23 protein-coding genes and 2 pseudogenes are annotated in these 21,861 nt (G+C 60.7%); 11 read left to right on the top strand and 14 right to left on the bottom strand.

Annotated features, from left to right (window positions below; translation table 11 throughout):
- The coding region (locus HMPREF2932_RS13695; RefSeq protein WP_210384408.1) for a hypothetical protein at positions 1-245 on the top strand (245 nt) is incomplete at its 5' end.
- A 43-nt stretch (positions 246-288) separates the two neighbouring features.
- Here HMPREF2932_RS13695 and HMPREF2932_RS06940 read toward each other — a convergent pair.
- Genes HMPREF2932_RS06940 through HMPREF2932_RS06930 form a run of 3 tightly spaced genes read right to left on the bottom strand, consistent with a single transcriptional unit; the run spans position 289 to position 2,446 of the window.
- The gene (locus HMPREF2932_RS06940) at positions 289-1,275 is read right to left on the bottom strand and encodes a hypothetical protein (protein WP_070547006.1); all 987 of its coding nucleotides are present in this window, start codon (positions 1,273-1,275) and stop codon (positions 289-291) included.
- Positions 1,272-2,075: an ATP-binding cassette domain-containing protein gene (locus HMPREF2932_RS06935; protein ID WP_070547008.1), complete on the bottom strand. Its 804-nt coding sequence runs from the start codon at positions 2,073-2,075 to the stop codon at positions 1,272-1,274. Before HMPREF2932_RS06935 ends, HMPREF2932_RS06940 begins: the two co-directional genes overlap by 4 nt.
- Entirely contained in the window at positions 2,072-2,446 is a 375-nt protein-coding gene (locus HMPREF2932_RS06930) for a GntR family transcriptional regulator (protein WP_046648800.1), read from the bottom strand. The genes HMPREF2932_RS06935 and HMPREF2932_RS06930 overlap by 4 nt, the downstream gene beginning before the upstream one ends.
- 225 nt (positions 2,447-2,671) lie before the next feature.
- On the opposite strand from HMPREF2932_RS06930, the gene HMPREF2932_RS06925 reads away from it, so the two are divergent.
- Positions 2,672-3,910, top strand: coding sequence for an NYN domain-containing protein (locus HMPREF2932_RS06925; RefSeq protein ID WP_046648799.1), 1,239 nt, complete (start codon positions 2,672-2,674; stop codon positions 3,908-3,910).
- A 115-nt stretch (positions 3,911-4,025) separates the two neighbouring features.
- On the opposite strand, the gene HMPREF2932_RS06920 is transcribed toward HMPREF2932_RS06925, so the two are convergent.
- Both HMPREF2932_RS06920 and trxA read right to left on the bottom strand, forming a co-directional pair.
- Positions 4,026-4,850, bottom strand: a complete 825-nt coding sequence (locus HMPREF2932_RS06920; RefSeq protein WP_071409886.1) for a PspA/IM30 family protein — start codon at positions 4,848-4,850, stop codon at positions 4,026-4,028.
- A gap of 157 nt (positions 4,851-5,007) precedes the next feature.
- Complete coding sequence (trxA, locus tag HMPREF2932_RS06915) at positions 5,008-5,373, bottom strand: thioredoxin (protein ID WP_046648797.1); 366 nt, start codon at positions 5,371-5,373, stop codon at positions 5,008-5,010.
- A 149-nt stretch (positions 5,374-5,522) separates the two neighbouring features.
- Between trxA and HMPREF2932_RS06910 the strand changes: the two genes are divergently transcribed.
- From HMPREF2932_RS06910 to HMPREF2932_RS06895, 4 genes are read left to right on the top strand one after another with little or no spacing between them, the layout of a single operon-like run.
- Positions 5,523-5,723, top strand: a complete 201-nt coding sequence (locus HMPREF2932_RS06910) for a heavy-metal-associated domain-containing protein (RefSeq protein ID WP_046648796.1) — start codon at positions 5,523-5,525, stop codon at positions 5,721-5,723.
- Positions 5,724-5,728: 5 nt separating this feature from the next.
- Entirely contained in the window at positions 5,729-7,900 is a 2,172-nt protein-coding gene (locus HMPREF2932_RS06905; RefSeq protein ID WP_071409885.1) for a heavy metal translocating P-type ATPase, read from the top strand.
- 11 nt (positions 7,901-7,911) lie between these two features.
- Positions 7,912-9,246, top strand: coding sequence for an MFS transporter (locus HMPREF2932_RS06900; RefSeq protein WP_070517267.1), 1,335 nt, complete (start codon positions 7,912-7,914; stop codon positions 9,244-9,246).
- A gap of 28 nt (positions 9,247-9,274) precedes the next feature.
- Entirely contained in the window at positions 9,275-9,739 is a 465-nt protein-coding gene (locus HMPREF2932_RS06895) for a VanZ family protein (RefSeq protein WP_070821885.1), read from the top strand.
- A 1-nt stretch (position 9,740) separates the two neighbouring features.
- Here HMPREF2932_RS06895 and dnaB read toward each other — a convergent pair whose 3' ends face one another.
- From dnaB to HMPREF2932_RS13120, 8 genes are all read right to left on the bottom strand, one after another.
- Complete coding sequence (gene dnaB, locus HMPREF2932_RS06890) at positions 9,741-11,165, bottom strand: replicative DNA helicase (protein ID WP_046648794.1); 1,425 nt, start codon at positions 11,163-11,165, stop codon at positions 9,741-9,743.
- A 668-nt stretch (positions 11,166-11,833) separates the two neighbouring features.
- Positions 11,834-12,286, bottom strand: a complete 453-nt coding sequence (gene rplI / locus HMPREF2932_RS06885) for a 50S ribosomal protein L9 (protein ID WP_010187895.1) — start codon at positions 12,284-12,286, stop codon at positions 11,834-11,836.
- A 46-nt stretch (positions 12,287-12,332) separates the two neighbouring features.
- A complete protein-coding gene (locus tag HMPREF2932_RS06880) occupies positions 12,333-12,926 on the bottom strand; it encodes a single-stranded DNA-binding protein (protein ID WP_046648793.1) in 594 nt (197 codons plus the stop codon).
- Between the two features lie 51 nt (positions 12,927-12,977).
- On the bottom strand, positions 12,978-13,268 hold the full coding sequence (gene rpsF / locus HMPREF2932_RS06875) for a 30S ribosomal protein S6 (RefSeq protein WP_175973876.1): 291 nt from the start codon (positions 13,266-13,268) through the stop codon (positions 12,978-12,980).
- Positions 13,269-13,415: 147 nt separating this feature from the next.
- On the bottom strand, positions 13,416-13,598 hold the full coding sequence (locus HMPREF2932_RS06870) for a hypothetical protein (protein ID WP_046648791.1): 183 nt from the start codon (positions 13,596-13,598) through the stop codon (positions 13,416-13,418).
- Positions 13,595-14,950, bottom strand: a complete 1,356-nt coding sequence (locus HMPREF2932_RS06865) for a glycosyltransferase family 87 protein (RefSeq protein WP_071409887.1) — start codon at positions 14,948-14,950, stop codon at positions 13,595-13,597. The genes HMPREF2932_RS06870 and HMPREF2932_RS06865 overlap by 4 nt, the downstream gene beginning before the upstream one ends.
- Positions 14,951-15,013: 63 nt before the next feature.
- A complete protein-coding gene (locus HMPREF2932_RS06860; protein ID WP_071409884.1) occupies positions 15,014-17,239 on the bottom strand; it encodes a transglycosylase domain-containing protein in 2,226 nt (741 codons plus the stop codon).
- A gap of 76 nt (positions 17,240-17,315) precedes the next feature.
- Positions 17,316-17,675, bottom strand: a complete 360-nt coding sequence (locus tag HMPREF2932_RS13120) for a DUF5318 family protein (RefSeq protein ID WP_084739001.1) — start codon at positions 17,673-17,675, stop codon at positions 17,316-17,318.
- A gap of 170 nt (positions 17,676-17,845) precedes the next feature.
- Between HMPREF2932_RS13120 and HMPREF2932_RS06855 the strand changes: the two genes are divergently transcribed.
- The 3 genes from HMPREF2932_RS06855 to HMPREF2932_RS06845 all read left to right on the top strand — a co-directional run bounded on the left by HMPREF2932_RS06855 (position 17,846) and on the right by HMPREF2932_RS06845 (position 19,886).
- Complete coding sequence (locus HMPREF2932_RS06855; protein ID WP_046648788.1) at positions 17,846-18,325, top strand: MarR family winged helix-turn-helix transcriptional regulator; 480 nt, start codon at positions 17,846-17,848, stop codon at positions 18,323-18,325.
- Between the two features lie 83 nt (positions 18,326-18,408).
- A complete protein-coding gene (locus HMPREF2932_RS06850; protein ID WP_071409883.1) occupies positions 18,409-19,392 on the top strand; it encodes a universal stress protein in 984 nt (327 codons plus the stop codon).
- An 11-nt stretch (positions 19,393-19,403) separates the two neighbouring features.
- Complete coding sequence (locus HMPREF2932_RS06845; protein ID WP_070510178.1) at positions 19,404-19,886, top strand: hypothetical protein; 483 nt, start codon at positions 19,404-19,406, stop codon at positions 19,884-19,886.
- Here HMPREF2932_RS06845 and HMPREF2932_RS06840 read toward each other — a convergent pair.
- Positions 19,883-20,812 (bottom strand): oxygen-dependent tRNA uridine(34) hydroxylase TrhO, encoded by a 930-nt coding sequence (locus tag HMPREF2932_RS06840; protein WP_070510175.1) that lies wholly within the window; start codon positions 20,810-20,812, stop codon positions 19,883-19,885. The genes HMPREF2932_RS06845 and HMPREF2932_RS06840 overlap by 4 nt on opposite strands.
- Before the next feature lie 405 nt (positions 20,813-21,217).
- On the opposite strand from HMPREF2932_RS06840, the pseudogene HMPREF2932_RS13945 reads away from it, so the two are divergent.
- Both HMPREF2932_RS13945 and HMPREF2932_RS13115 read left to right on the top strand, forming a co-directional pair.
- Positions 21,218-21,427, top strand: a pseudogene (locus HMPREF2932_RS13945) (helix-turn-helix domain-containing protein); the annotation flags it as partial.
- A gap of 19 nt (positions 21,428-21,446) precedes the next feature.
- Positions 21,447-21,802, top strand: a pseudogene (locus HMPREF2932_RS13115) (helix-turn-helix domain-containing protein); the annotation flags it as partial.
- Positions 21,803-21,861: the final 59 nt, after the last annotated feature.

Below are 21,861 nucleotides of genomic sequence, written 5' to 3'. Positions count from 1 at the left end.
AGTACATTGGCACACTATTGAGTTCTCAAACATCGTCACCACACAGCCATACGGACCGCTTTAAGCGAAACGCAGTACTGCGAGTAAAGAAAATATTTGTTGCCAGGGCCTGTTTTCCTACCGCCTCGCTTCAAGAAGCTGAGTTCCTGTGGGGCGCTGTCGGTCGCGCTGACTCATATAAAGTTACACACGGCCTTGATAAAACACAAATATGCACTTCAATGAAGGTTTTTACCCCTTCTTGAAGTGCACTAAAACAACCTTTTTAACGCAGACATTGGATGGCGCTCAGTGTGCCCCAAACCAGCCCATGAGGCCCGGGCTAAACACGTTGGTCTTTTTAGCCATCCGGGGATATGCGGCAACCCACACGACGTAGATGATTGCCATCCCTGTGAGCGTCCACCACACAGAGATCTCAGAGTTAAGTAGCCACGCAAGCAACACGGCAGCAATGGCTCCGACCGTGACAGCCGTATAGGGCCATGTCTCTTTGTCGGTGATCGCAAAGCTCACGAGAACGGCAGCCATTGCAAGGGGAACGATGGTGAATCCGGCGAGGCTTCCGGTCCACATCAACGTCACCACATCAGTGACAGCTCCCAAGCCCACTGGAATCGCGGTACACAATAACGTCGCTGTGGACCAGGCCGCGCGTGGAACGCCAAAGGTCACCGCATCCTTCATCGAGCTGCGAACCGCGTCAGCCACTAGCGGCAGGACAATCAACGTGACTATGGCGCCTACGATGCCCAGACCCTTATCCCACAGCTTGCTCACCACGATGTTTATCGCAGTTGCGATGGCTATACCGAATGCAGCCCACATCCACGCGCGAGCTTGAGGGCGCAACACAATCTGGGAGACCGGGGACGCTGAGAACCAGCCCGTCGAAGAATCACCATCGCTGCCCGCAATAAGAGAGCTCGTGGTCAGGCGTGACGGCTCGGCACGTTTTAGCATGCACACTGCCCACATGAGCGCCGGCGCAATGAGGACCCACCACGGGAAAGCCCAGGGTGCGCTGACGAGAAGGAGCAAAAGCGCCAGGGAGGCATTGATTCGCCGGTGCCCGTTCCAGACGCGCGTACTGAGACCAAAGGTGAGGTAGCGCGAGAAGTCAGGCTGGACCAGGTAGAGCTGGAGCGCCATAAGGAGTGAATACCCGATGGCCCACCCTTGCCCACGGTCCATTCCCAGCACCGGAAGGATGACAATCCACATGGCGTAGAAGAAGCTGATCCAGCTCAGCGCCATATGTCTATAGAGCTTCATCGCGCCTCCCCCAGCGCCAGAACGGCCTGTTCGAGGGATACTTCGGTGGCACGTAGCCCCATTTCCTGGGCCATGGCAAAGACGTTGGCGGTGTGGTTGGGGCGGGCGTCGACAAGCACACGGTCAGCGACGGCTGAGGTTTCGCGCTCGAGCACCGGGAGCTGCAGGCGCCCCAGCGCGCGATCGAGGGCTTCGGCAGAGCCAGTGAGCTGGACGACACCCTCGATGAACTCATCGATGGGGCCGGACAAGGGGTTGTCCCCCATCAGGGCTACGGTATCGAGCAAACCGGAGAGCTCGTTGAGGTGGTGGGTGGAGACAATAATGGTGCGGCCGTGCTCTTCGCGTAGGACTTCGTAGAATACTTGCCGCTTAGAAGCGTCGAGGCCTAGGTAGGGTTCGTCGAGAAGCATGTACGGCACCCCCGAAGCCACCGCGACGATGAAGCTCGCTGCCGACTTTTGCCCACGGGAAAGCCCCGAGTAGTTCTTCATCGGTAGCTCGAAGCGCTCGACCAATTCCTCGGCGCGCTCCTTGTTCCAGGTGGTCCAGCGCAGGCTGGATACGGTGAAAATCTTCTTCAGGTTCCAGCCTTCGGGCAGGGGGTTATCGATACCCATGAGCACGATCTTGTTGAGCACCTTTTCATTGTCATAGGGCTTGTCGCCGTCGACCTTGATGCCGGAGCCACCCAATTGCCCGGCGATTTTGCGCAGCAAGGTGGTCTTACCAATGCCGTTGGGGCCGACAAGCCCGTGAGTCAGGCCGTCATCAAACGTGAAGTGCGGGGTGGAAATCATGAATAGAGTCCTCGGCTTTCTGCGACAAGGTCGATGAGGTCATGGAGTTGCTGGCGGGTATAGCCCAGGCGCACGGCTTCGTCGATAAGCGGCGCGGCGTACTCGGCTGCGAATTCCTGGCGACGCCGCGCCCGGATCAGTTCGGCGGCACCAGAGGTGACGAACATGCCGATGCCTCGGCGTTTTTCGAGGATTCCGAGATCCACGAGGAGGGTCAGCCCCTTGCGGGCGGTCGCGGGGTTGATGCTGTGGAAGGCGGCGAGCTCATTCGTGGACGGTGCCTGGGCACCCTCGGCGAGAGTGCCCTCGATGATGGCGTCCTCGATGAGCACCGCTATCTGACGAAAGAGCGGCTGCGCGGAGTTGTCCATGCAGACCCCTTAGTTGGTTGGTTACTCATGTAACTAACCATATAACCAACCTTCGGCCAGGGCAAGGCCTCCCCATTCCATATCTTTGACCTGGGAATTTCCTCAAGGTTATCGACGTTTTGTGACTAATGGGGCACACTGGACTACACCGGCCGTAGGCTGGAAGACCTCACAGAAGTGACCTAAGAAAATTAGTTAGAAGAAATAGAACGGAATTTAGGAGCCATGCTTGAACGAACACTTGTCTTCGTTGACACGTCATATCTACTCGCCAGTTTCTATAACTCCTGGGAGACGGGCGCCCGTGCCCAGCTAGAGATTGATTTACCCGAAGTGGTCAGCTCCCTCGGTTCGATGATTGAAACCCAGGTGGGCAACCGCGTTCACCGCCAATACTGGTATGACGGAATCCCGGATACCGGTCCCCACCGCTACCAACGCGCACTGCGCGTTTGCGACGGCGTCCAGCTACGCACCGGCCAGCTCATCGAGTGGGGCGAGCGTCGCACACAGAAAGCCGTGGACACCCGCCTTGTCGCCGACATGATCGTCTCCGCCATGAAGGGCCAAGTCACGGACTTTGTTTTGGTCTCCGGCGATGCCGACATGATTCCCGGCGTCCAAGAAGCCGTGAACAACGGCGTGCGCGTGCACCTCTATGGCTTTGGCTGGGATTCGATGTCCTCGGCGTTGCGCCATGCGTGCGACTCCACCACCATCCTGGATCCGCGGGAAGACTTCGCCGACGCAATGGAGCTCGAGGTCCTCGAAGGGCCCCTGCCGCCGACCATCCGCGAGCCCCAGCACTCCGAGGACGGCAGCGAGGGCGAAGCCGTTGCCACCGATGAGCACGCAGAGGAGTGCGACGAGCCCACCGAGGCGCAAGCCGCCTTCCCCTCCGCCCCCAAGCCTGGCCCCGCCACCCCTTCTGCCGCCGCGACGGACGTCGCCGCGACTGCCTCTCATCCCGAATCGGCTGCGCCCGATACCTCCCGCAAGGAAGAGGAGCCCCTCCCCTCCGGCGAGCAGCCTTCCGCGCCCGGCATCGACTCGCAGGAGCCTGCGGGCGAGGAAGCGGACGCAGCCCCCGAAAGCTCGAAGCCAACGCCCAAGCCAGCTGCGCCCAAACCTTCGATGATGGCGCCGCGCCGCAAGCTGCGGTCGAAGTATGTTCCGCTCCCCGAAGAGGTGTGGAGCTCCGCCGGGTTCCAGTCCCCCTTTGATGTGGGACAGCAATATGCCTCGTGGTGGTTCGACAACGCCGCGAGCGCCGATCAGCGCGACCAGGCCCACCTGCTCTCGGGCGGCGGCCTGCCCCCGGAGATCGATCGCCCGCTGCTGCAGTTCGCCTGCGAAACGCTGCACGAGTACACGCTGACAGAAACCCAGCGCGTCAACCTGCGCGATGGCTTTCACTCGGGCATCCGCGGCGTGCTCATCAATATCCGCCGCCAAGATAGCTAAACCGAAAATCGTCAAAAGGGACCTTGGAGAGCGTGGGGTTCTGAAACACCCCGGCCGCGCTGCGCGGCCCGCTCTAGAAGGTCCCTTTTCTGTGTAGTGGCTTGCTTCGCAGTGGCTACTGCTTGCCCTCGGCGGAGTCCGATTCGGCGTTGGCATCACTAGCATCAGAATCGGCGCCGACCTCAAGCGCTTGGTCGCTGGCGAAGGGCGAGTTTTCCAGCTCCTTGCTCTTGGCCATCTCGGCGCGAATCTCGTCCAAGCGGGACGTAGCGGCCATGTCGTGGCCTGCAGCCGTGATCTCCTGAATGCGGCTACCCCCCGCCGCCTGATGGAGCTCCTGGGCGCCGAGCGCATCCGCGTAGCGCTTCTCAATCTTGGCGCGCACCGAGTCCAAGGTCGGCGTGGAATCATCCGGCTTGAGCTCGTTCATCGAGTTCAAAGCCTCGGCGTTCTTTTCCTGCATCGCTGCCTGATCTGCCTGGGACAGCAACTGGTCCACCTGCGCCAGTTGCTCCTTCAGACGGGCCTCCGACTGCTGCTGCTGGGCCTTCGCCTGCTCAGCAGCCTGGGTAGCCGCCTCGTGCTGCGTTTTCAGGTTAGCCAGCTCGTTTTCCACGGCGACCAGCTGGCTCGCTACGACCTCTGCCGCCTGGTTGTACTCGGCGGCCTTCTGCGGATCCTCAGAGGCATCCGCCAACTCCAGCGCCCGGCGGGTCTGGTCCTGATAATCCTGCTGCGTCTTCACCAGGCGGTTGAGCTGCATTTCCAACTGGGTCTTGCGTCCAATAATCTCCGCTGCGTGTTCGGAAATCTCGCGATGCTGCTTCTTCGCGCCTTCCACGGCCTGCTGGATCTGGACCTTGGGGTCAGCGTTCTCGTCGATCTTCTGATCGAAAGAAGCCATCACATACTTCCAGCCTTTGCTAAATGGATTTGCCATCGCACTCACTCCTTTGTGGTTCCTGCAGCAGTAGTTAATGCAGCTCTTATTGGTGCCCTATATAAAAAGACGCTTTCCTGCGAGTGTAGCGATACTCACAGGAAAGCGCGCGCGGCGGGGCCACCGGGACCTCACCGCAGACAAGGACTAACCAGTTCTATTCCGCCTGCTGGCTCTCCACCTGGGCGCGGACCTCGTCCATGTCGAGGGCCTTAACCTGGCCAATGAGATCCTCCAGTGCCGCCGGCGGCAGAGCGCCAGCCTCGCGGAAGACCAGGATGCCGTCGCGGAACACCATCAAGGTGGGGATGGACTGAATCTGCAGCTTCGCGGATAGCTCCTGGTTGGCCTCGGTATCCAGCTTGGCGAACGTGGCATCGGGGTGCTCTTCAGATGCCTTCTCAAAGACTGGGCCGAAGCGCTTGCACGGGCCGCACCATTCCGCCCAAGCATCGACGAGCGTAATGCCGTCGCCGGAAACGGTCTCCTGGAACGTGTCCTCAGTAATGTCAATCGTTGCCATGTCTTTTCCTATCAGTCTCGGGGATATTTCTCGGTTCTATCAACCCCCAACGGTACACAAGACTCGATTATTCCTTGCCCACATACCCCAGGGGGGTATATCCTCGACAGTGACATTAACCCCCAAGGTAAGGAGAAGGATCCACCACCATGAGCACCACAACCTACACCGTTAACGGCATGACCTGTGGCCACTGCGAGCTTTCCGTCAAGGAAGAGATCTCAGAGATCAGTGGCGTCACCGACGTTACGGCCGACCACACCACCGGCGCCGTCACCGTGACCGGGGAGGGCTTTAGCGACGACCAAGTCGCCGCCGCCGTCGTCGAAGCCGGCTACGAGTTGGCCTAAACAGCATGACTACCAGTCTCACCCTCGGCATCACCGGGATGACCTGCACGTCGTGTTCCTCCCGTGTCGAACGCAAGCTCAACAAGCTCGACAACGTTGAAGCCACGGTCAACTTCGCCACGGAGTCCGCCTCCGTGAGTTATGACCCTGCAACGACGACGCCTGCCGATCTCATCGACGTCGTCGAAGGCGCAGGCTACGGAGCGTTCACCCTGGATGGTGAGGGGGAGACGTCGACTAGCACGGCGGAGGACGCCCGCGAGAGCGAAGCCTCCGATATCCTGCAGCGCACTCTGATCTCCGCGGCGCTCTCTCTGCCCGTGATGCTGCTCTCCATGGTCCCAGCACTGCAATTCCAGCACTGGCAGTGGGCCTGCTTGATGCTCACGACGCTCGTCTATGTCATCGGCGGAGCGCCCTTCCACCGGGCCACCTGGGCCAATCTCAAGCACGGCGCCGCCACGATGGACACGCTCATCACGCTGGGCACCACCGCCGCCTTTGGCTGGTCGCTCTACGCGCTTTTCTTTGGCGATGCCGGGATGCCCGGCATGACCATGCACATGACGCTGCGCTCCAATGACGCGCAGATGGACCATATTTATCTCGAGTCCGTCGGCATGGTTATCACGTTCCTGCTGCTTGGACGATGGTTTGAGCTCAAAGCTAAGGGGCGCTCCTCCGAGGCGCTCACCACGTTGCTGACCATGGGGGCTAAGGAAGCCACCGTGCTTCGCGACGGCACCGAAACCCGCATTCCCGCCAGCGAGCTCCGAGTAGGCGATGTTTTTGTTGTCCGCCCCGGCGAGAAGATCGCCACCGATGGCGTGGTCCTCAACGGCCATTCCGCCGTGGACGAATCCCTTCTCACCGGCGAGTCGATGCCGGTTGAGGTTTCTCCCGGCAGCACGGTGACGGGCGCGACCATCAACGCCTCGGGTCGGCTCGAGGTACGCGCCACCCGCGTCGGGTCCGACACCGTCTTGGCCCAGATGGGCGCGCTCGTCACTGCAGCCCAGACGTCGAAAGCCCCGGTCCAGCGCCTCGCGGACCGTATCGCCGCCGTCTTTGTCCCCATCGTCATCGGCATCGCGCTCCTCGCGCTCCTGGCACACCTGTGGGTCGGCGGCGTCGCCCCGGCCTTCGTGGCCGCCGTCTCCGTCCTCATCATCGCGTGCCCGTGTGCCATGGGCTTAGCGACGCCCACCGCAATCCTCGTGGGCACCGGGCGCGGCGCCGAACTGGGAATCCTCATCAAGGGCCCAGAGATTTTGGAATCGACGCGCCGAATCGACACCATCGTGCTGGACAAGACCGGCACCATCACCGAAGGCCAGATGTCGGTGGGAGCAGTCCAACCTACGGCAGGACGCACGCAGCAGGAAGTTCTCCGCCTCGCGGCCGCCGCGGAACAGGGTTCCGAGCACCCCATCGCACGAGCCATCCGCACAGCCTACGACGATGAGCTCCCCGCGGCCGCGGGCTTCCACGAGCTTCCCGGCCAGGGAATCGAGGCAACGATTGAGGGCTCCCGGGTGCGGGTGGGCCGGCCGCCTGCGGGCTATGACGGCACCGGGACGCAGGTGGGCGTCTACGTGGACGATGACTTGGTAGGAACCATCGAGCTACAGGATCGCATCAAGGAATCCTCCGCCGCCGCCATCGCCGCAATGCACAAGCTAGGGCTTACACCCCACCTACTCACCGGGGACAACGCCGGCGCGGCACATGCAGTGGCGCGGGCCGTTGGCATTGATGATGCCAACGTGACAGCGGAGGTCATGCCCGCAGACAAGGTAGAGACTATCGCTCGACTGCAGGAGCAGGGGCGGACCGTGGCCATGGTGGGCGATGGCGTCAACGACGCCGCGGCGCTCGCGCAGGCGGACCTCGGAATTGCGATGGGCGCGGGAGCCGACGTTGCCATTGAAGCTTCCGATATCACGGTGATGAACAACGACCTGCGCTCCGTCGCAGAGGCGGTGCGGCTCGCGCGCAGTACCCTGCGTATCATCAAGGGCAACCTTTTTTGGGCCTTCGCCTATAATATTATTCTTCTTCCCGTGGCAGCGTTCGGGCTGCTCAACCCCCTATTAGCGGGGTTGGCAATGGCCCTGAGCTCAGTCTTTGTGGTGACCAATTCTTTGCGACTTAAAAGCTTTACCCCCGCGGAGTAAGCTTAGCCTGCATGAATCGACTTGATCATCGCTCTATCTCACGCACGGAGAGGCTCGACCGCCTTCCCGTCACTGGAAAACACAAACGTCTCCTCTTCGGCTCCGGCATCGGCTGGGCGCTCGATGCCATGGACGTCGGTCTCATCTCCTTCATCATGGCCGCTCTGGCCGTGCACTGGGGGATCACGCCGACCCAGTCCTCGTGGCTGGCGTCCGTGGGTTTCATCGGCATGGCCTTGGGTGCCACCTTCGGCGGCCTCTTGGCCGATAAGTTCGGCCGCCGCCACATCTTTGCGCTAACCCTGCTGGTCTACGGCCTCGCGACGGGCGCCTCCGCCCTCGCAACGGGCCTCACACTCCTCATCATCCTGCGCTTCTTCATCGGACTTGGCCTCGGCGCCGAGCTGCCGGTGGCCTCCACGCTGATCTCCGAGTTCGCACCCCTCAAGGTCCGCGGGCGCATGGTGGTCTTGCTGGAGGCCTTCTGGGCCGTGGGCTGGATCCTCGCTGCGGTAATTGGAACGTTCGTCGTGGGGGCGTCGGAAAGCGGCTGGCGCTGGGCCCTAGCACTCGGCATGGTGCCCGCCCTCTATGCCCTCTATGTGCGCCTTCACTTGCCTGAATCAGTACGCTTCCTGGAGTCGAAGGGCCGCCACGAGGAAGCAGAAGAAATCGTCGCCTCCTTTGAAGCCGAGGTGGATGAGGCGGACATCGACCGCACGACCCCGGCACCGACCTACTCCGAGGAAGATGTCACCGCCACCAGCATCTGGTCGAAATCCCTGCGCGGGCGCACGCTGGCGCTGTGGACCATCTGGTTCTGCGTCAACCTGTCTTACTACGGCGCCTTCATTTGGATTCCGTCGCTGCTTGTCGCAGACGGTTTCTCCCTGGTGAAGTCCTTCAGCTTCACGCTGATTATCACCCTGGCCCAGCTGCCCGGCTACGCCGCAGCGGCCTGGCTCATCGAGGTCTGGGGACGCCGCTCGACCCTGGCGACCTTCCTCGTGGGCTCTGCCCTGTCCGCCGGATTCTTTGGCTTCGCCAACACTGAGGCCATGATCATCCTGGCCGGTTGCCTGCTCTCCTTCTTCAACCTGGGCGCGTGGGGCGCGCTGTACGCCATCGGCCCGGAGCTCTACCCCACCGCCCTGCGCGGGCGCGGTACTGGTGCGGCCGCGGGCTTCGGCCGACTCGCCTCCATCCTGGCGCCGCTTATCGTTCCGCCACTCATCGCGGTGGCGGGCACGGGCTGGCTCTTCGTGCTCTTTGCAGCAGCCTTCGGCATCGCGGCCTTCGCGGCGCTGACCCTGCCAGAGTTCAAGGGGCGGGCCCTTGCTCAATAGGGTCGCCCTCGGCGCGTGGGTCGCGGTCATGGTCGCGCTCACCACGCTCAAGCCGTTCTACCAGATTGGCTACCTTTGGAAGCCGGAGAACCAGCGGGTCCGTGACCTGCGCTTGGTGCCGCTTGATGAGTTCTCCGGCGGCACCTGGTTTGGCCCGCTTTTTGAGTATGCGGGCAATACCGCCTTCTTCATTCCTTTTGGCATGCTCGTCTTCAGCATGTGCCGGTCAGTCAAGGCCACTGCCGCATGGGGCTTCGCGCTGAGCTTGGCACTGGAAACAGCGCAGTATGCCTTCGCGCTCGGGCGCACTGATATTGATGACCTCATCTTCAATACCCTGGGTGCGCTCATCGGCGCAGGGTTTGCCAGGCTGTGCGGCGAGCGCTTCTTCCCGGTGTGGCGGTGGCTGGCGCTCGCCGCGGCTGCGGTCTTCCTGGTCTTGGTCATCCTCGGCCCACGGTTGGGTGACCCCAACGCCGTGGTGGACCTGTAATTTAGCCGTGCGCCATGTTCACGAACTTGGAGTAGTGCAGCTGGTGCGCGACCTTCACCGTGTCGATCGGGCCGCCGCGGTGCTTGGCCAGGATGATATCCGCCTCACCGGCACGGGGATCATCGCGGTCTTGTGAGTCCGGGCGGTAGAGCAGCATAACCATATCGGCGTCCTGCTCCAGCGAGCCGGACTCACGCAGATCCGCCAGCTGCGGCTTCTTATCGGTACGGGATTCCGGGCCACGGTTCAGCTGCGAAATCGCAATGAGGGGAACCTCTAGCTCCTTGGCCAGCAACTTGAGCTGGCGCGAGAATTCTGAGACCTCTTGCTGGCGGGACTCCACCTTCTTGCCCGAAGACATCAGCTGCATATAGTCCAGCACAATGAGGTCGAGCCCGTGCTGCTGCTTCAGACGGCGGGCCTTCGAGCGGATCTCCATCATGGTGAGGTTCGGGGAATCATCGATGAACAGGGGCGCATCCTGGATGCGGTTGAGGGTGTCATCGATCTTGGCCCAATCCTCCGTGGACACGCGGCCACCGCGCATATCCGACAGCTTCACTTCCGCCTCCGCTGACAAGAGGCGCATGACGATCTCGGAGGCAGACATCTCCAGGGAGAAAACCACAGAAGTCTTGTTGTGCTGCAGAGAGGCCGAGCGCATGAAATCCATGGCCAGCGTGGACTTGCCCACGCCAGGGCGGGCGGCGACGATAATCATCTGGCCGGCACGCAGGCCATTGGTCAGGTTGTCGAGGTCGATGAACCCTGTGGGCACGCCCGACTCCACTCCGTTTTGTTGCAGGGCGGCGAGCTCATCGATCGTGGGGTCGATGAGATCACTCAGCGCACGGTAATCCTCGGTGGTCTTCTTCTGCGCCACGGCGAATACTTCCTGCTGGGCGCGGTCCAGCACGGACTCTATCTCCATGTCTTCGGAGCCCTGGAAGCCGAGTTGGACGACTCTAGTACCGGCGTCCACCAGCTTGCGCAGCACCGCCTTCTCCGCGACAATCTCCGCGTAGTAGCGGGCGTTAGCCGCAGTGGGCACCGTGGCCAGCAGGGTATGCAGGTAGGGCGCACCGCCAACGCGTTCAAGGTTGTTATAGCGATCGAGACGGGCCGCAACAATCACCGCGTCAATATCCGTGCCTGCCGCGTAAAGATCGATCATGGCCTGGTAGATGAGCGTGTGCGCAGGATAGTAGAAGTCCTCCGGCTCCAGCTCCTCAATGACCTCCATGACCGTGTTCGGGCTTAAGAGCATGGCGCCGAGAACGCCCTGTTCGGCCTCGCGGTCCGCGGGCGGCTGGCGAAATTCGCCGTAGCGCTTCGGCTCTTCCTGCCGGTAAGAGCGGCGAGGTTCCTCCTCTACCGGCTCCGGCGGCGGTGGAACGTGGTCGTCGTCAAAACTGGCATTAGTCATTGCTCATCAATCCCACCGTTCATTAGTCCCACCCTGGCCGTGCCTGAAGTTCTCACTCTTCTCCGCGCCGGACGGCCAGGCTTCGATGCAGTGCCAAGCGGCAACCGCGCGTAGTACACAACAGTGTAGCCGAGGGTCAAGACACTACCCCTTGGGCATAACTCTCACAGTTATCCACAAAGAGCTGTGGAATTCCCAGGTCAGCAAAGACTTGGTGTGCAAAGCCAGAGGTCAGAGCTGTGGATAACTTTGCAACGCTGTGACCAGCGAAGATTATTCCTGCAGGTCAAGGCGCGTTTTTTGAGGTGTGAAAATACGCACAAATTCCGTGGAGAAGTAGGGCCATTACCCCGATATCGCCGCTACCAGCGGGTTAACACATGGCGGCATGAGTGAATTCACCGTTAACTGAACGCAGGTTTATCCACAGGCTGGGAGAGTTATCCACAGGCCGCGCTTGGCGACATTTCCCTGCCTCCCGCGGTGCTAGATCTCCAAAAAGGCGACCCCGCGTAAAACGGCGCAAGGCCGTGCTTCCTCTCACCACCTCACATAGTGAAAGGAGCACGGCCTTAAAGCCTTGCTGTTGTCTTAAGGTCACATCCTGCGTACCGGCGCCGCGCCTCACACGCGGGCGAACGGAGGGTGACCGTCGTGCGCCTTAATTCTTAGGCAGCGACGACCGAGAAGTTCACCTTGCCGATAACGTCAGCGTGCAGCTTCAGCTCGACTTGGTAGTTGCCGGTCTTCTTGACCAGGCCCTTGGGCAGCACAACGATGCGCTTGTCCAGCTTCGGGCCGCCAGCGGCGGCAACGGCGTTCACGATGTCCTCAGCGGACACGGAGCCGAAGAGCTTGCCGGACTCGGAGGTCTTCACGGGGACGTTAACGTCCTTGAGCTCCTCCAGCTGGGTACGGATCTCGCGTGCGTGGTCCAGGTCGCGGATTGCGCGAGCTTCCTGGGCGCGCTTGATGCCCTCGATCTGCTTCTCAGCACCGCGGGTAGCAACGATTGCCAGGCCGCGCGGAAGCAGGTAGTTACGTCCGTAGCCGTCCTTAACCTCTACAATTTCGCCGGGGGCGCCGAGGTTCTCAACGGCAGCGGTGAGGATCAGCTTCATGATCCCTGCCTTTCAATTGAGTTAAATGAATACTTGCGTGACAGTCTTAGAACGGGGGTTCTGCATCCGCACCACCAAAGCTTCCCGCTTGGGGTGCAGAATTCCACGGATCGTTACTCGGAGCCGACTGCTGCTGAGACTGCTGCGGGGCAGAGGACTGGGACTGGTTTCCAGAGAAACCGCCCTGGTTTCCGGAGAAACCACCTTGGTTGCCGCCGCCGTAGTTAGCACCACCCTGCTGCTGGCCGCCACCATAGTTGCCGCCGCCGTTGCCGGACTTGCGGTTAACCTGTGCGGATGCATAACGCAGGGACGGGCCGACCTCATCAACCTCGATTTCAAAAACAGTGCGGTTTTCGCCCTCACGGGTCTGGTAAGACCGCTGGCGCAAACGGCCAGTAACGATAACGCGCATGCCCTTGGTCAAGGTCTCCGCAACGTTTTCTGCGGCTTGGCGCCACACATTGCAGGTGAGGAACATGGCCTCGCCGTCCTCCCACTGGGAAGTCTGCTGATTATAGCGACGCGGGGTGGAGGCAACACGGAAATTTGCCACTGCGGCACCCGCTGGGGTGAAGCGCAGTTCCGGGTCGGCCACAATGTTGCCGACAACCGTAATGTTGGTATCTCCCTGAGCCATGTCTTTACTCCTTAATATCGGTTACGTGGATTGCTCGAAACCCAGTATCCGCTATTTGCTGTCGGTGCGCAGAACCTTGGTACGCATAATGGAGTCGTTCAGGTTCAGACGGCGATCAAGCTCGAGAACCGAGTGGGATTCACACTCCAGCTCCACGACTGCGTAGATGCCCTCTTCCTTCTTGTTGATCGGGTATGCAAGACGGCGCTTGCCCCACACATCAACCTTTTCGACTTTGCCGCCATCCTTGCGGATCGTTTCGAGGAACTTGTCTAGGGACGGGGTTACGGTGCGCTCATCCTGGTTAGGATCCAGAATGATCATGACTTCGTAGTGACGCACGGACCTCATCACCTCCTATGGTCTAGTAATTGGTATCGGCCATATCACCTTTGCGGATATGGCAGGAGGGTCTGTTGCGTCAAGCAACCCTCACACAGTACCGCACTGACCGGCGGAAAAGGAAATCCCCCATCTCCTCGGCTGCCGCTAGTGGGTCGCCGCGACGAAGATCGCCGATCCCGCCGGGATCACCGTGAGAAACAGCAAAGCCAGCAAGCCCAGCACAACCGGCCAGGTGCGGTCTTGAGAGCGCTGAAACAGGTAGTAGGCGCTCAACACACAAAGGAAGCCCAGCGTGATGGAGACGATGCCCACGATGGTGATAGTCATCGTGCAAAATCCCCCGCCAACGGGTCCCTGCCGCCATGAGCGGCGCGGACCTTGTCCTCAGACTTGCCCCACATCTGGCGGATAATGAGCACGCCGATGGCAATGATGAAGCCATCGCGCGTCAGCACCGCGATATCGAGCATCTCGTGCGGCAGGCCCTTATTTTCCGAGCCGAGCATGTGCCAGGTGAGGATGGGCCAGAGGAGGGCGTCGGCAAGCGCCCAGCTAAAGATGAGCCGCCACCGCGGAAGCGCCAGGAGTGCCGGGACGACCAGCCACAGGGAGTACTGCGGGGACCACACCTTGTTGAAAATGAGGAAGGCCATGATGATGAGGTAGATCATTTCGGCTACTCGCGGCGCGCGCGGCGCCTTAAGACCCATGATGGCAATCGCCCCGCAGCTCACCAGAAACGCCACGAGTGAGAAAGTGTTGAGGAATTCGGGCTCAAAACTCACGCCCGCGACGCGGCTCAAGAGCGCATAGATCGTGGTCCACTCGGCACCGCGTTCTTGATTGAGCCGGAAGAATTCGCGCCAGGCCTCGGGGTAGGCCAGCGCCACGGGAAGGTTCACCACGAGCCACGTCGCGGCGGTTGCCACGAACATCTTGAAGAAAGGCGCCCAGCGCTTGTGGCGGATGGCCAACACCAGAAACGCGCCTAAGATAAACAGAGGCCACAGCTTGAATGCCGTGCCGAGCCCAATGAGAATGCCGGCGAGCCAGTTCTTGCGCTTTTTCACGGCGAGAAGGGCACCCACCATGAACGCTACCGACGGGATGTCCCAATTGGTGAAGGCGTGGATGACCACGAGCGGGCTGGCCGCCATGAGAATGGTATCCCATGCCCGGTTGCCCGTGAGCTGGAATACCATGACCACGGTGCCGACCCACACGAGGGACAAGATGAGCGTGGTCAGCCCAAAGTACCAACTGACCTCGGCCATACCAATCCACTCGACAGCCGGATACGTGGTGCGCGCCAGCCAGCCGACGACCCCCTGGAACAGGCCCGCCAGAACGGGGTATTCCATGTAGCGCGTGAGGTCTCCCTCCACCCAGGAGTAGGCATAGGGAAAGCCAGGTTGGTCCAAGCCGCGCCCACCATAGAGCGGCACGATGTCGTTATAACAAAAGGACGTGTACTGGCGGTTGCCATCCCAGTTCAGGCTGATGAGGCCGTCCTCGCCCCGGCGGCTGCCCGCACAGGTTGCCTTACTCAAGAATCCAAACGCCAGGAACGTCCACGCCAGCGTGATGATGACGCGCAGCGGCGTCCACCAACCAGAGTGGGACGAGCGGGCGAAACGCCCCGTCGGCCCGCCGAGGGCATTGACGGCGCCACGGGTCATCGATTCGGATGAGAGTGGGACAAGCTGCGAAGAAGTGTGATGGCTCACCGGGGGATCAATCTCCTATTGGCCAAGCAGTTGGTCGAGGCCATCTCCATTAAGGATGTCATCGAGCGAAGGTACTTCAGGGTTAGCGGGTTGCTCAGGTTGCTCAGGCTGGGCCGGCTGCTCTGGGCTACCGCCCTGACCCTCGTCGTGGTGCTCGCCGCCCTCGGCAGGTGCTTCCTCTTCACCCTCGGGACTGTCACTCTCCGGGCTTGCCGGCGTCTGGTTCCACGTGGTGGTCTGGCTCGGATCATAGACATATCCCGAGCCCCAGCTGCCGACGCCGTAGTTAATCGGGTAGGCCTGCGGGAAGGGCTGCTGCTCCACGTTGGCCAAAGAGGTGTCCAAGATGGACTTCCAAATCTTCGTCGGTGCATCCGAGCCGTACATAATTCCGCCCCACTGATTAAAGATCGCGGAGGTGTTATCGGCCGTGCCTACCCACACTGCTGTAGCCAGCTGTGGCGTGGAACCAACCATCCAGGCATCTTTGTTGGTGCCCGTATCACCCAGCTGTGTGGTACCAGTCTTGGAGGCCGACGGACGTCCACCGGCCAGTGCACCGTTCGACCATGCGGCAATCGGCTGCATCGCGGAGATCACGTTGTTGGCCACGTTGGCGGAGACGCGGCGCTCACCGCCATCGGTCGGGTTCTCGTAGAGAACCTCGCCGGCGGCGTTTTCCACCTTCTGCACGAAGTGCGGCTGGTGCCACACCCCCTGGTTGGTCAGGGTCGCCATTGCCGTCGCCATGTCGAGCGGGCGGGACTGGTACTGGCCCAGCACGACTCCCTCGTACGGCGTGCCACCGTTCTCCGTCAATGTCTTCTCGATCCCCGGCAGGCTGCGAGCAACGCCCAATGCGTGCGCCATGTCCGCAGTGTCCTGCATCTTGTTTTCCAGGTCATCCTGGAGGCGCAGGAAGGACGTGTTATAAGAATTCTTCAGCGCCTCAGCGATGGAACAGCTTCCGCAGCCGCCGCCCACGTTGGTCACGATCTGAGAGCCTGGTAGCTGGTACGGCGCAGAGGAGTAATACGTACTGAGGTCGATGCCCTGCTGGAGGGCCGCAGCGAGCGCCATGATCTTAAAGACCGAACCGGTCTGCAACGGCGAGTTGGCATAGTCCCAACCATTAGAGTCATCGCCGCCGAAGTAACCGCGTACAGCGCCCGTGGCAGGGTCGATGGTCACGGCGGCGGCGCGGGCGTCCTCTTGCAGCACAGCAAGCTGTGCGTGAGCGGCGTCGGTCGACGCGTTCTGCACGGTCATATCAATGGTGGTAGTCACCTTGAGGCCGCCAGTGGCCAGCTGGTCCTCGGTAATACCCACGCGGGACAGCTCATCAATGACCTGGTTCTTGATGTGACCATAGGCACCCGGCGCTTCGGTATACGCGGAATACTCAGACGGATCGCGGGTCTCCGGGAAGACGAGCTGATCGCGTTCAGACTGATCCAAGTCACCCATCTCAACGAGGCCATCCATGACGTAGTTCCAGCGAGCTTGGGACCGTTCCTCATCTACCCACGGATCAAGGACGGACGGGGACTGGATAACACCCGCCAGCAGCGCGCCTTCTTCCTTAGTGAGGTCCTTGGCGTCCTTATTAAAGTACGCATTGGACGCAGCCTCGATGCCATACGCATTGCGGCCGAAGTAGACCGTGTTGAGGTAGGCGTTGAGGATGTCCTCCTTGGACCATTCGTTGGTCATTTTCACCGAGTAGATGAGCTCCCGAATCTTGCGGACGTAGGAATACTCATCACCAACGAGAGTATTCTTCACATACTGCTGAGTAATCGTCGAGCCACCACCGGCGGAAGCATCACCGGTGAGCTTGCCCAAGACGGCACGGCCAAGACCTGTAAAGGAAAAGCCCGAGTTGGTCCAGAACTCGCGGTCCTCGGCCGCGAGGACAGAATCCTCAACGTAATCCGGGATCTCATCCAGGGTCACCTGGCGGCGGTTGCCCTCCGGTGGAACTAGTTTGGCCAGCTGGGTTTCGCCGTCGCCGGCGACAATCGTGGAAATCTGGCTCGGCTGCAGCTCCTTGGGCTCGGGGACGTCGTATTGCGTATACGCGTACCCAAAGAGCAAGGCGGGGATGCCGACAATTACGAATAAGACAGCGAGCACGATCCACGGCCAGCGGCGTGTGCGGCCGGACGAACGCCTACTCCTGTGCGAGGCGCTCTTCTTGCGATTACCTGACTTTCGCCCGGAGGTTTCCTTCTCGGTCACTAATCCGTGTCCTCATCAATCCTGTACAGAAACTGTAAATACATGCAGCTTACCGGCGTGAACTGGGAAGCCAAAACTACCTTCGAGCATAGACCGTGGCCGCTCGAAGCAGATGATTCCAGCGGCATGCCGGGCACACTTCCACGAAATGCACTGTAAACTCCAGTCCCTCGGCCGCCATTTCTGCAATTTCCGCCGCGCTGCGCGCGCTTCCCGCACGGCGCTTTAAAGAGTCGCCATAAACCCAGCGGGTCAGTCGCAGCTCTTCTCCGCACACCGGGCAAGGCTTCTGCATGTCAACGCCATGATGCTCCGCCGCCGCGCGGAGGAGAAAACCAGCATCACACAATTCTTCGCGCGTCACTTTTCCCGCGCGAAGCTCACGCAGATGCTGTGCGCGCTCCCATTCATAGGAGACTTCGTTGCGGTAGGCCACTTCTGGCCTTGTCTTTGCAGACTCTGCCTTGGACGGAGAATTCACGCCGGACAGTGTAGTGCGGGCAGCGTCAACAATCTAGGCTCCCCTTGGGCACTTCGCGACGCAAAACCTAATTTTTTAGTCAGCTAACTACCGCCGCGAGTGGATTGTAGCTACACTTATTTTCCATGAGTGAAGAAACTATCGAATCCCCGATCCCCTACGAGGACGCCCTGGATGTTGCCCGCCAGATCCAGCCCGCGCTCAATAAGCTCATGCTCATCTTCCAGCGCACAACGGAGGGCACGTCCCTAACCACCTCGCAGGTCTCGATCATGAATCAGCTGCGCCTGCGTGGGCCCTCTCGCGTCAGCACCATTGCCCAAGCAGAGCTAATCCGGATGCCCACCGCGTCCAATGCACTGTACCAATTGGAGCGCCAAGGCTTCGTGGAACGGCACCGCGACGAAAAGGACCGCCGCGGCGTTCTCGTCGCCCTCACCCAGCTCGGCGAATCCGAGCTGACCATCGTCTCCCGCCAGCGTGCGGCAGCTTTGGCCGAGATCCTGCGCTGGCTTGAACCGGAGGACATCAAGGACGCCAATTCTTTGGTCAACCTGATTTCCAAACTCGCGGATGTGTACCGCCCCACCATGGACGGAAAATAGACCAAAAAGCGCCGGTAGAACAGATTTTATTTTAAAGCGTGAAGGGTCGATAATGAAGGAAACGACCCCGATCCTTTTGATGAATGGCTAAGAAATCTTCACACCCCGCGGAAGGACAGTCCTCCTCGGAAGACCGTATCCCCCCGCTTCGCGTACTCGTCTCGTGGAGTCCTAGCTCCACAGGCACCGAGGCCATCGAGTTTGCCGCATGGCTTGCGCGTTCCACGCCCGTTCAGATCCGGGTTGTATCCACGATTTCGCAACCCCTCACCGTGACGTCGCTCAGCAAGCTCAGCGGCTCCTATAAGCAGTGGTTCAAGAAGGAGCGCGCAACCTGCGAACGCGCCGTTAAGCAGGCCTTGGACGCAGCCGGGGTGGACAAGGCCCAGCTCGATAAGAACGTCTCCGTTCTCATCGCGGGACCGTCCCGCCCGCAGCTGCTGGAGCAAGCGGCTACGGATTTCAACGCTCACGTCATCCTCCTAGGGGCCAACCAGTCCGCGCCGAAGGGCCGTTTCTTCTCCGGTTCTACCGCCGATGCGCTGCTGCACTACTCGCCGCTTCCCGTGGGTCTCACCCCGCGCGGTATCAAGCTGTCCAAGCACGGAGTGACGCGCATCAATTTCGCCTTCACCGAACTTGGCCGCGCTGACGATCCCGCCCTCCGGCACGCAGCTTGCATTGCGCAGCGCGGCGGCATCCCCTTGCGTATCCTGGCGTTTTCCGCCAAGGGGCTGGTCGACGTCCCCCTCGAATACTCCCCCACTTTTCCCTCCGACGCCCCCAATTGGCGCGAGCACTCGCTCTCGCTGTTGGACCGCGCCCACGATTTCATCGCAGAGGCCTTCCCGGAGATTTCCGTCACGACGGACATCGGCAGCGGCCACGGCTGGTCCGGCGCGGTGGATTCGCTCAAGTGGAAGAAGGGCGACCTGCTCTGCTTGGGTTCCTCCCCCATGGGGCCGATCGAGCGCGTCTTCATCGGTAGCACCGCCACCGAACTTCTCCCCCACGTGGGAGTGCCAGTCCTGGTCTGCCCGAGAACCTATGACACCGAAGCACGTTAGACTTGCACAGCATGGCAGCAGAGCACCCCGAAAATGATCTCACGTCCGACGCGGACTATACCAACCTGCCTCGCCCCGAGCCCCGCAGCTTTGATGAGCTTGCCGACGAGCCCGATCCCCTCGCCGTCGCCGAGGCCAACCGCCGCTCCTCGCGCCAAGCGCTGTGGTTTATGGTGGCTATCCTTGTGAGCTCGGCGCTGTACGCGCTCCTCCTCGCTGGATTCTTCAGGTTCTTCGGAACCACGACCGACTGCCTTCAGGCCGAATACGCCGCTTGGCTCTGCACGAGGACCCAGCGCACCGTGTTCGCCACGACGACGCTGATCATTCCCTTCATCGGCATGATCGGCTGCGCCGTCATCATGGTGCGCAAGCTCAAGGCCTATGTGCGCTGGCGCGGCTGGATGGCGATTTTCTGGGTCATGGCCGGCAACTTCATGATCTGGTGCATCAACGATATCCAGATCCTGCTGGCCCCGGTGCTTGAAAACTAACCCTGCGCTTGGGCGGCAGCCACCTCGGCGCAGTCCGGCCGCCCACAGTGCTGGGTTTCCACGTGCTGGACACAGTCATCGCAAATGAGCACCTGCTTGCGGCACGTGTCCTCATTAATGCAATTGTGGAAGGTATTCGTCCCCTTCCCACAGTGCACGCAGTGGCCGAGCTGAATAAAGCCTGGATCCTCTAGGCCCTGACCAAACTCGTGGTGCATGCGCTTGTCAAAGACGTACATCGAGCCTTCCCACAGGCCATCGTTGCCGTACTTTTCTCCGTAGCGGACGATGCCGCCGTCAATCTGATAAACCTCGTTAAAACCGCGGTTCTTCATCAGCGCGGAGAGGATTTCGCAGCGAATACCACCCGTGCAATAGGAGACCACGGGCTTGTCCTTCATCCAGTCATACTTGCCGGATTCGAGTTCAGCGATGAAGTCGTGGGTCGTACGCACATCCGGCACCACGGCATTCTTGAACTTGCCGATTTCCGCCTCCATGGCGTTGCGGCCGTCGAAGAAGACGACCTCCTCACCGCGCTCCTCCACCAGCTTGTTGACCTCTTCGGGCTTGAGGTGAACACCACCGCCGATGACGCCGTTCTCATCCACCTTGAGCTCGCCCGGCGCGCCGAAGGCCACGATCTCATCGCGCACCTTGACCGACAGGCGCGGAAAGTCTTCCGCTCCGCCTTCGGACCACTTGAACTCCATCTTCTTGAAGCCCGGGTACTCGCGCGTCTCGCGCACATAGCGCTTACACGCGTCCATGTCCCCGCCCACGGTGCCGTTGATGCCGTGCTCCGAAATGAGGATACGGCCCTTGAGCCCGAGCTTCTCGCACAGGGAGCGCTGCCACAGCATGATCGCGGTGGGGTCCTCGATAGGAGTAAAGCAGTAGTAGAGGAGAATCTTGCCAATAGTCACGCCCGCAAGTCTAGGCCCGCTGCGAGGTAAAACCCCAATCTTTTGGGCACAGCGCTGCAACCGCTCTTAGCCCAAAGCCCCAGACCTCGATCCCGAAACCTCCTGGTGGGTGGTGGGGCGTCGCCAAGCGCTTGCCGACGCCCACCTGCGTGCTGTCAAGGGGTGAATGCGCCACTTCGACCGGGAGGTAGTTGTGACGCGTTGGACTCCGAAGGATGTTAAGGAAGCCGCTATTGAGCGCGTGGTGGCAGGTGAGGCAGTTAGTCTCGTCGCGCGTGATGTGGGTGTGGGTCCCGATACGGTTTACGGTTGGTTGAGGGTAAGAGGTGTCGAGCCTCCTGGCAGGCGTGCGAGTCGTCTGCAGATCCGTTTGTCCGTGAGGCTGTTGGGTTGGTGCGTGCAGGTATGTCGATCAATCAAGCAGCACAGACTGTTGGAATATCGACTGGCTTGCTTCACAGCAGGTTAAAGAAAGCTGGTGTAATCGAAGTGCGGCCTAGACGCGCCCACTTGTCACCTGATGAACGTGCCCAGGCCGTGGAGCGAGTGCTTGCTGGTGAGAACTGTCAGACAGTGGCTGATGCTATCGGTGTGCATCCTTCTACCGTGTATGAGTGGATAAGGAAGCAGCGGTATGCGAAGTCACGCCGGCAGCGACATCGCCGAACGCCTGATGAGGCGGTGGTGTCTATACCAGATACAGGCAAGAAGCTGGGTAAAGATTCTGGTATGCCAGCACCGATGAAAACTCAAGCCGTCGATGGATTTCCTAGCGGCGTATTCGACAAACACGCCTTAGTAGGGCGTGGTCGCAGGCTTACTGTTGAAGACCGTGTTGCTATTGAAGCGGGATGTCGTGTCGGTGATTCGGCACGAGCCATCGCGCAGAAAATCAATAGGCACCACAGTGTCGTCGCCCGTGAAATCACCCGTAATGGTTGGAAGATCGTCGATGAGGACGGCGCAGAGCAGCTGCGGTATAACGCCCACGGCGGAATCAAGCGCTATGCGCCGCTTGTCGATTTGGGGTAGTTGGTACCGCGAGTCCG

The sequence above is a fragment of the Corynebacterium sp. HMSC074H12 genome, assembly GCF_001813755.1.
Lineage (GTDB): Bacteria > Actinomycetota > Actinomycetes > Mycobacteriales > Mycobacteriaceae > Corynebacterium > Corynebacterium hiratae.
The sequence above is the reverse complement of the archived record's forward strand: the minus strand, read 5'-3'. Positions and strand labels throughout refer to the sequence as shown.

What these genes read in the sequence shown, in the direction of transcription:
- HMPREF2932_RS06940 (WP_070547006.1), bottom strand. Translation starts at nt 1,275, where the DNA reads ATGAAGCTCTATAGACATATGGCGCTGAGCTGGATCAGCTTCTTCTAC.
- HMPREF2932_RS06935 (WP_070547008.1), bottom strand. Translation starts at nt 2,075, where the DNA reads ATGATTTCCACCCCGCACTTCACGTTTGATGACGGCCTGACTCACGGG.
- HMPREF2932_RS06930 (WP_046648800.1), bottom strand. Translation starts at nt 2,446, where the DNA reads ATGGACAACTCCGCGCAGCCGCTCTTTCGTCAGATAGCGGTGCTCATC.
- HMPREF2932_RS06925 (WP_046648799.1), top strand. Translation starts at nt 2,672, where the DNA reads ATGCTTGAACGAACACTTGTCTTCGTTGACACGTCATATCTACTCGCC.
- HMPREF2932_RS06920 (WP_071409886.1), bottom strand. Translation starts at nt 4,850, where the DNA reads ATGGCAAATCCATTTAGCAAAGGCTGGAAGTATGTGATGGCTTCTTTC.
- trxA (WP_046648797.1), bottom strand. Translation starts at nt 5,373, where the DNA reads ATGGCAACGATTGACATTACTGAGGACACGTTCCAGGAGACCGTTTCC.
- HMPREF2932_RS06910 (WP_046648796.1), top strand. Translation starts at nt 5,523, where the DNA reads ATGAGCACCACAACCTACACCGTTAACGGCATGACCTGTGGCCACTGC.
- HMPREF2932_RS06905 (WP_071409885.1), top strand. Translation starts at nt 5,729, where the DNA reads ATGACTACCAGTCTCACCCTCGGCATCACCGGGATGACCTGCACGTCG.
- HMPREF2932_RS06900 (WP_070517267.1), top strand. Translation starts at nt 7,912, where the DNA reads ATGAATCGACTTGATCATCGCTCTATCTCACGCACGGAGAGGCTCGAC.
- HMPREF2932_RS06895 (WP_070821885.1), top strand. Translation starts at nt 9,275, where the DNA reads ATGGTCGCGCTCACCACGCTCAAGCCGTTCTACCAGATTGGCTACCTT.
- dnaB (WP_046648794.1), bottom strand. Translation starts at nt 11,165, where the DNA reads ATGACTAATGCCAGTTTTGACGACGACCACGTTCCACCGCCGCCGGAG.
- rplI (WP_010187895.1), bottom strand. Translation starts at nt 12,286, where the DNA reads ATGAAGCTGATCCTCACCGCTGCCGTTGAGAACCTCGGCGCCCCCGGC.
- HMPREF2932_RS06880 (WP_046648793.1), bottom strand. Translation starts at nt 12,926, where the DNA reads ATGGCTCAGGGAGATACCAACATTACGGTTGTCGGCAACATTGTGGCC.
- HMPREF2932_RS06870 (WP_046648791.1), bottom strand. Translation starts at nt 13,598, where the DNA reads ATGACTATCACCATCGTGGGCATCGTCTCCATCACGCTGGGCTTCCTT.
- HMPREF2932_RS06865 (WP_071409887.1), bottom strand. Translation starts at nt 14,950, where the DNA reads ATGACCCGTGGCGCCGTCAATGCCCTCGGCGGGCCGACGGGGCGTTTC.
- HMPREF2932_RS06855 (WP_046648788.1), top strand. Translation starts at nt 17,846, where the DNA reads ATGAGTGAAGAAACTATCGAATCCCCGATCCCCTACGAGGACGCCCTG.
- HMPREF2932_RS06850 (WP_071409883.1), top strand. Translation starts at nt 18,409, where the DNA reads ATGGCTAAGAAATCTTCACACCCCGCGGAAGGACAGTCCTCCTCGGAA.
- HMPREF2932_RS06845 (WP_070510178.1), top strand. Translation starts at nt 19,404, where the DNA reads ATGGCAGCAGAGCACCCCGAAAATGATCTCACGTCCGACGCGGACTAT.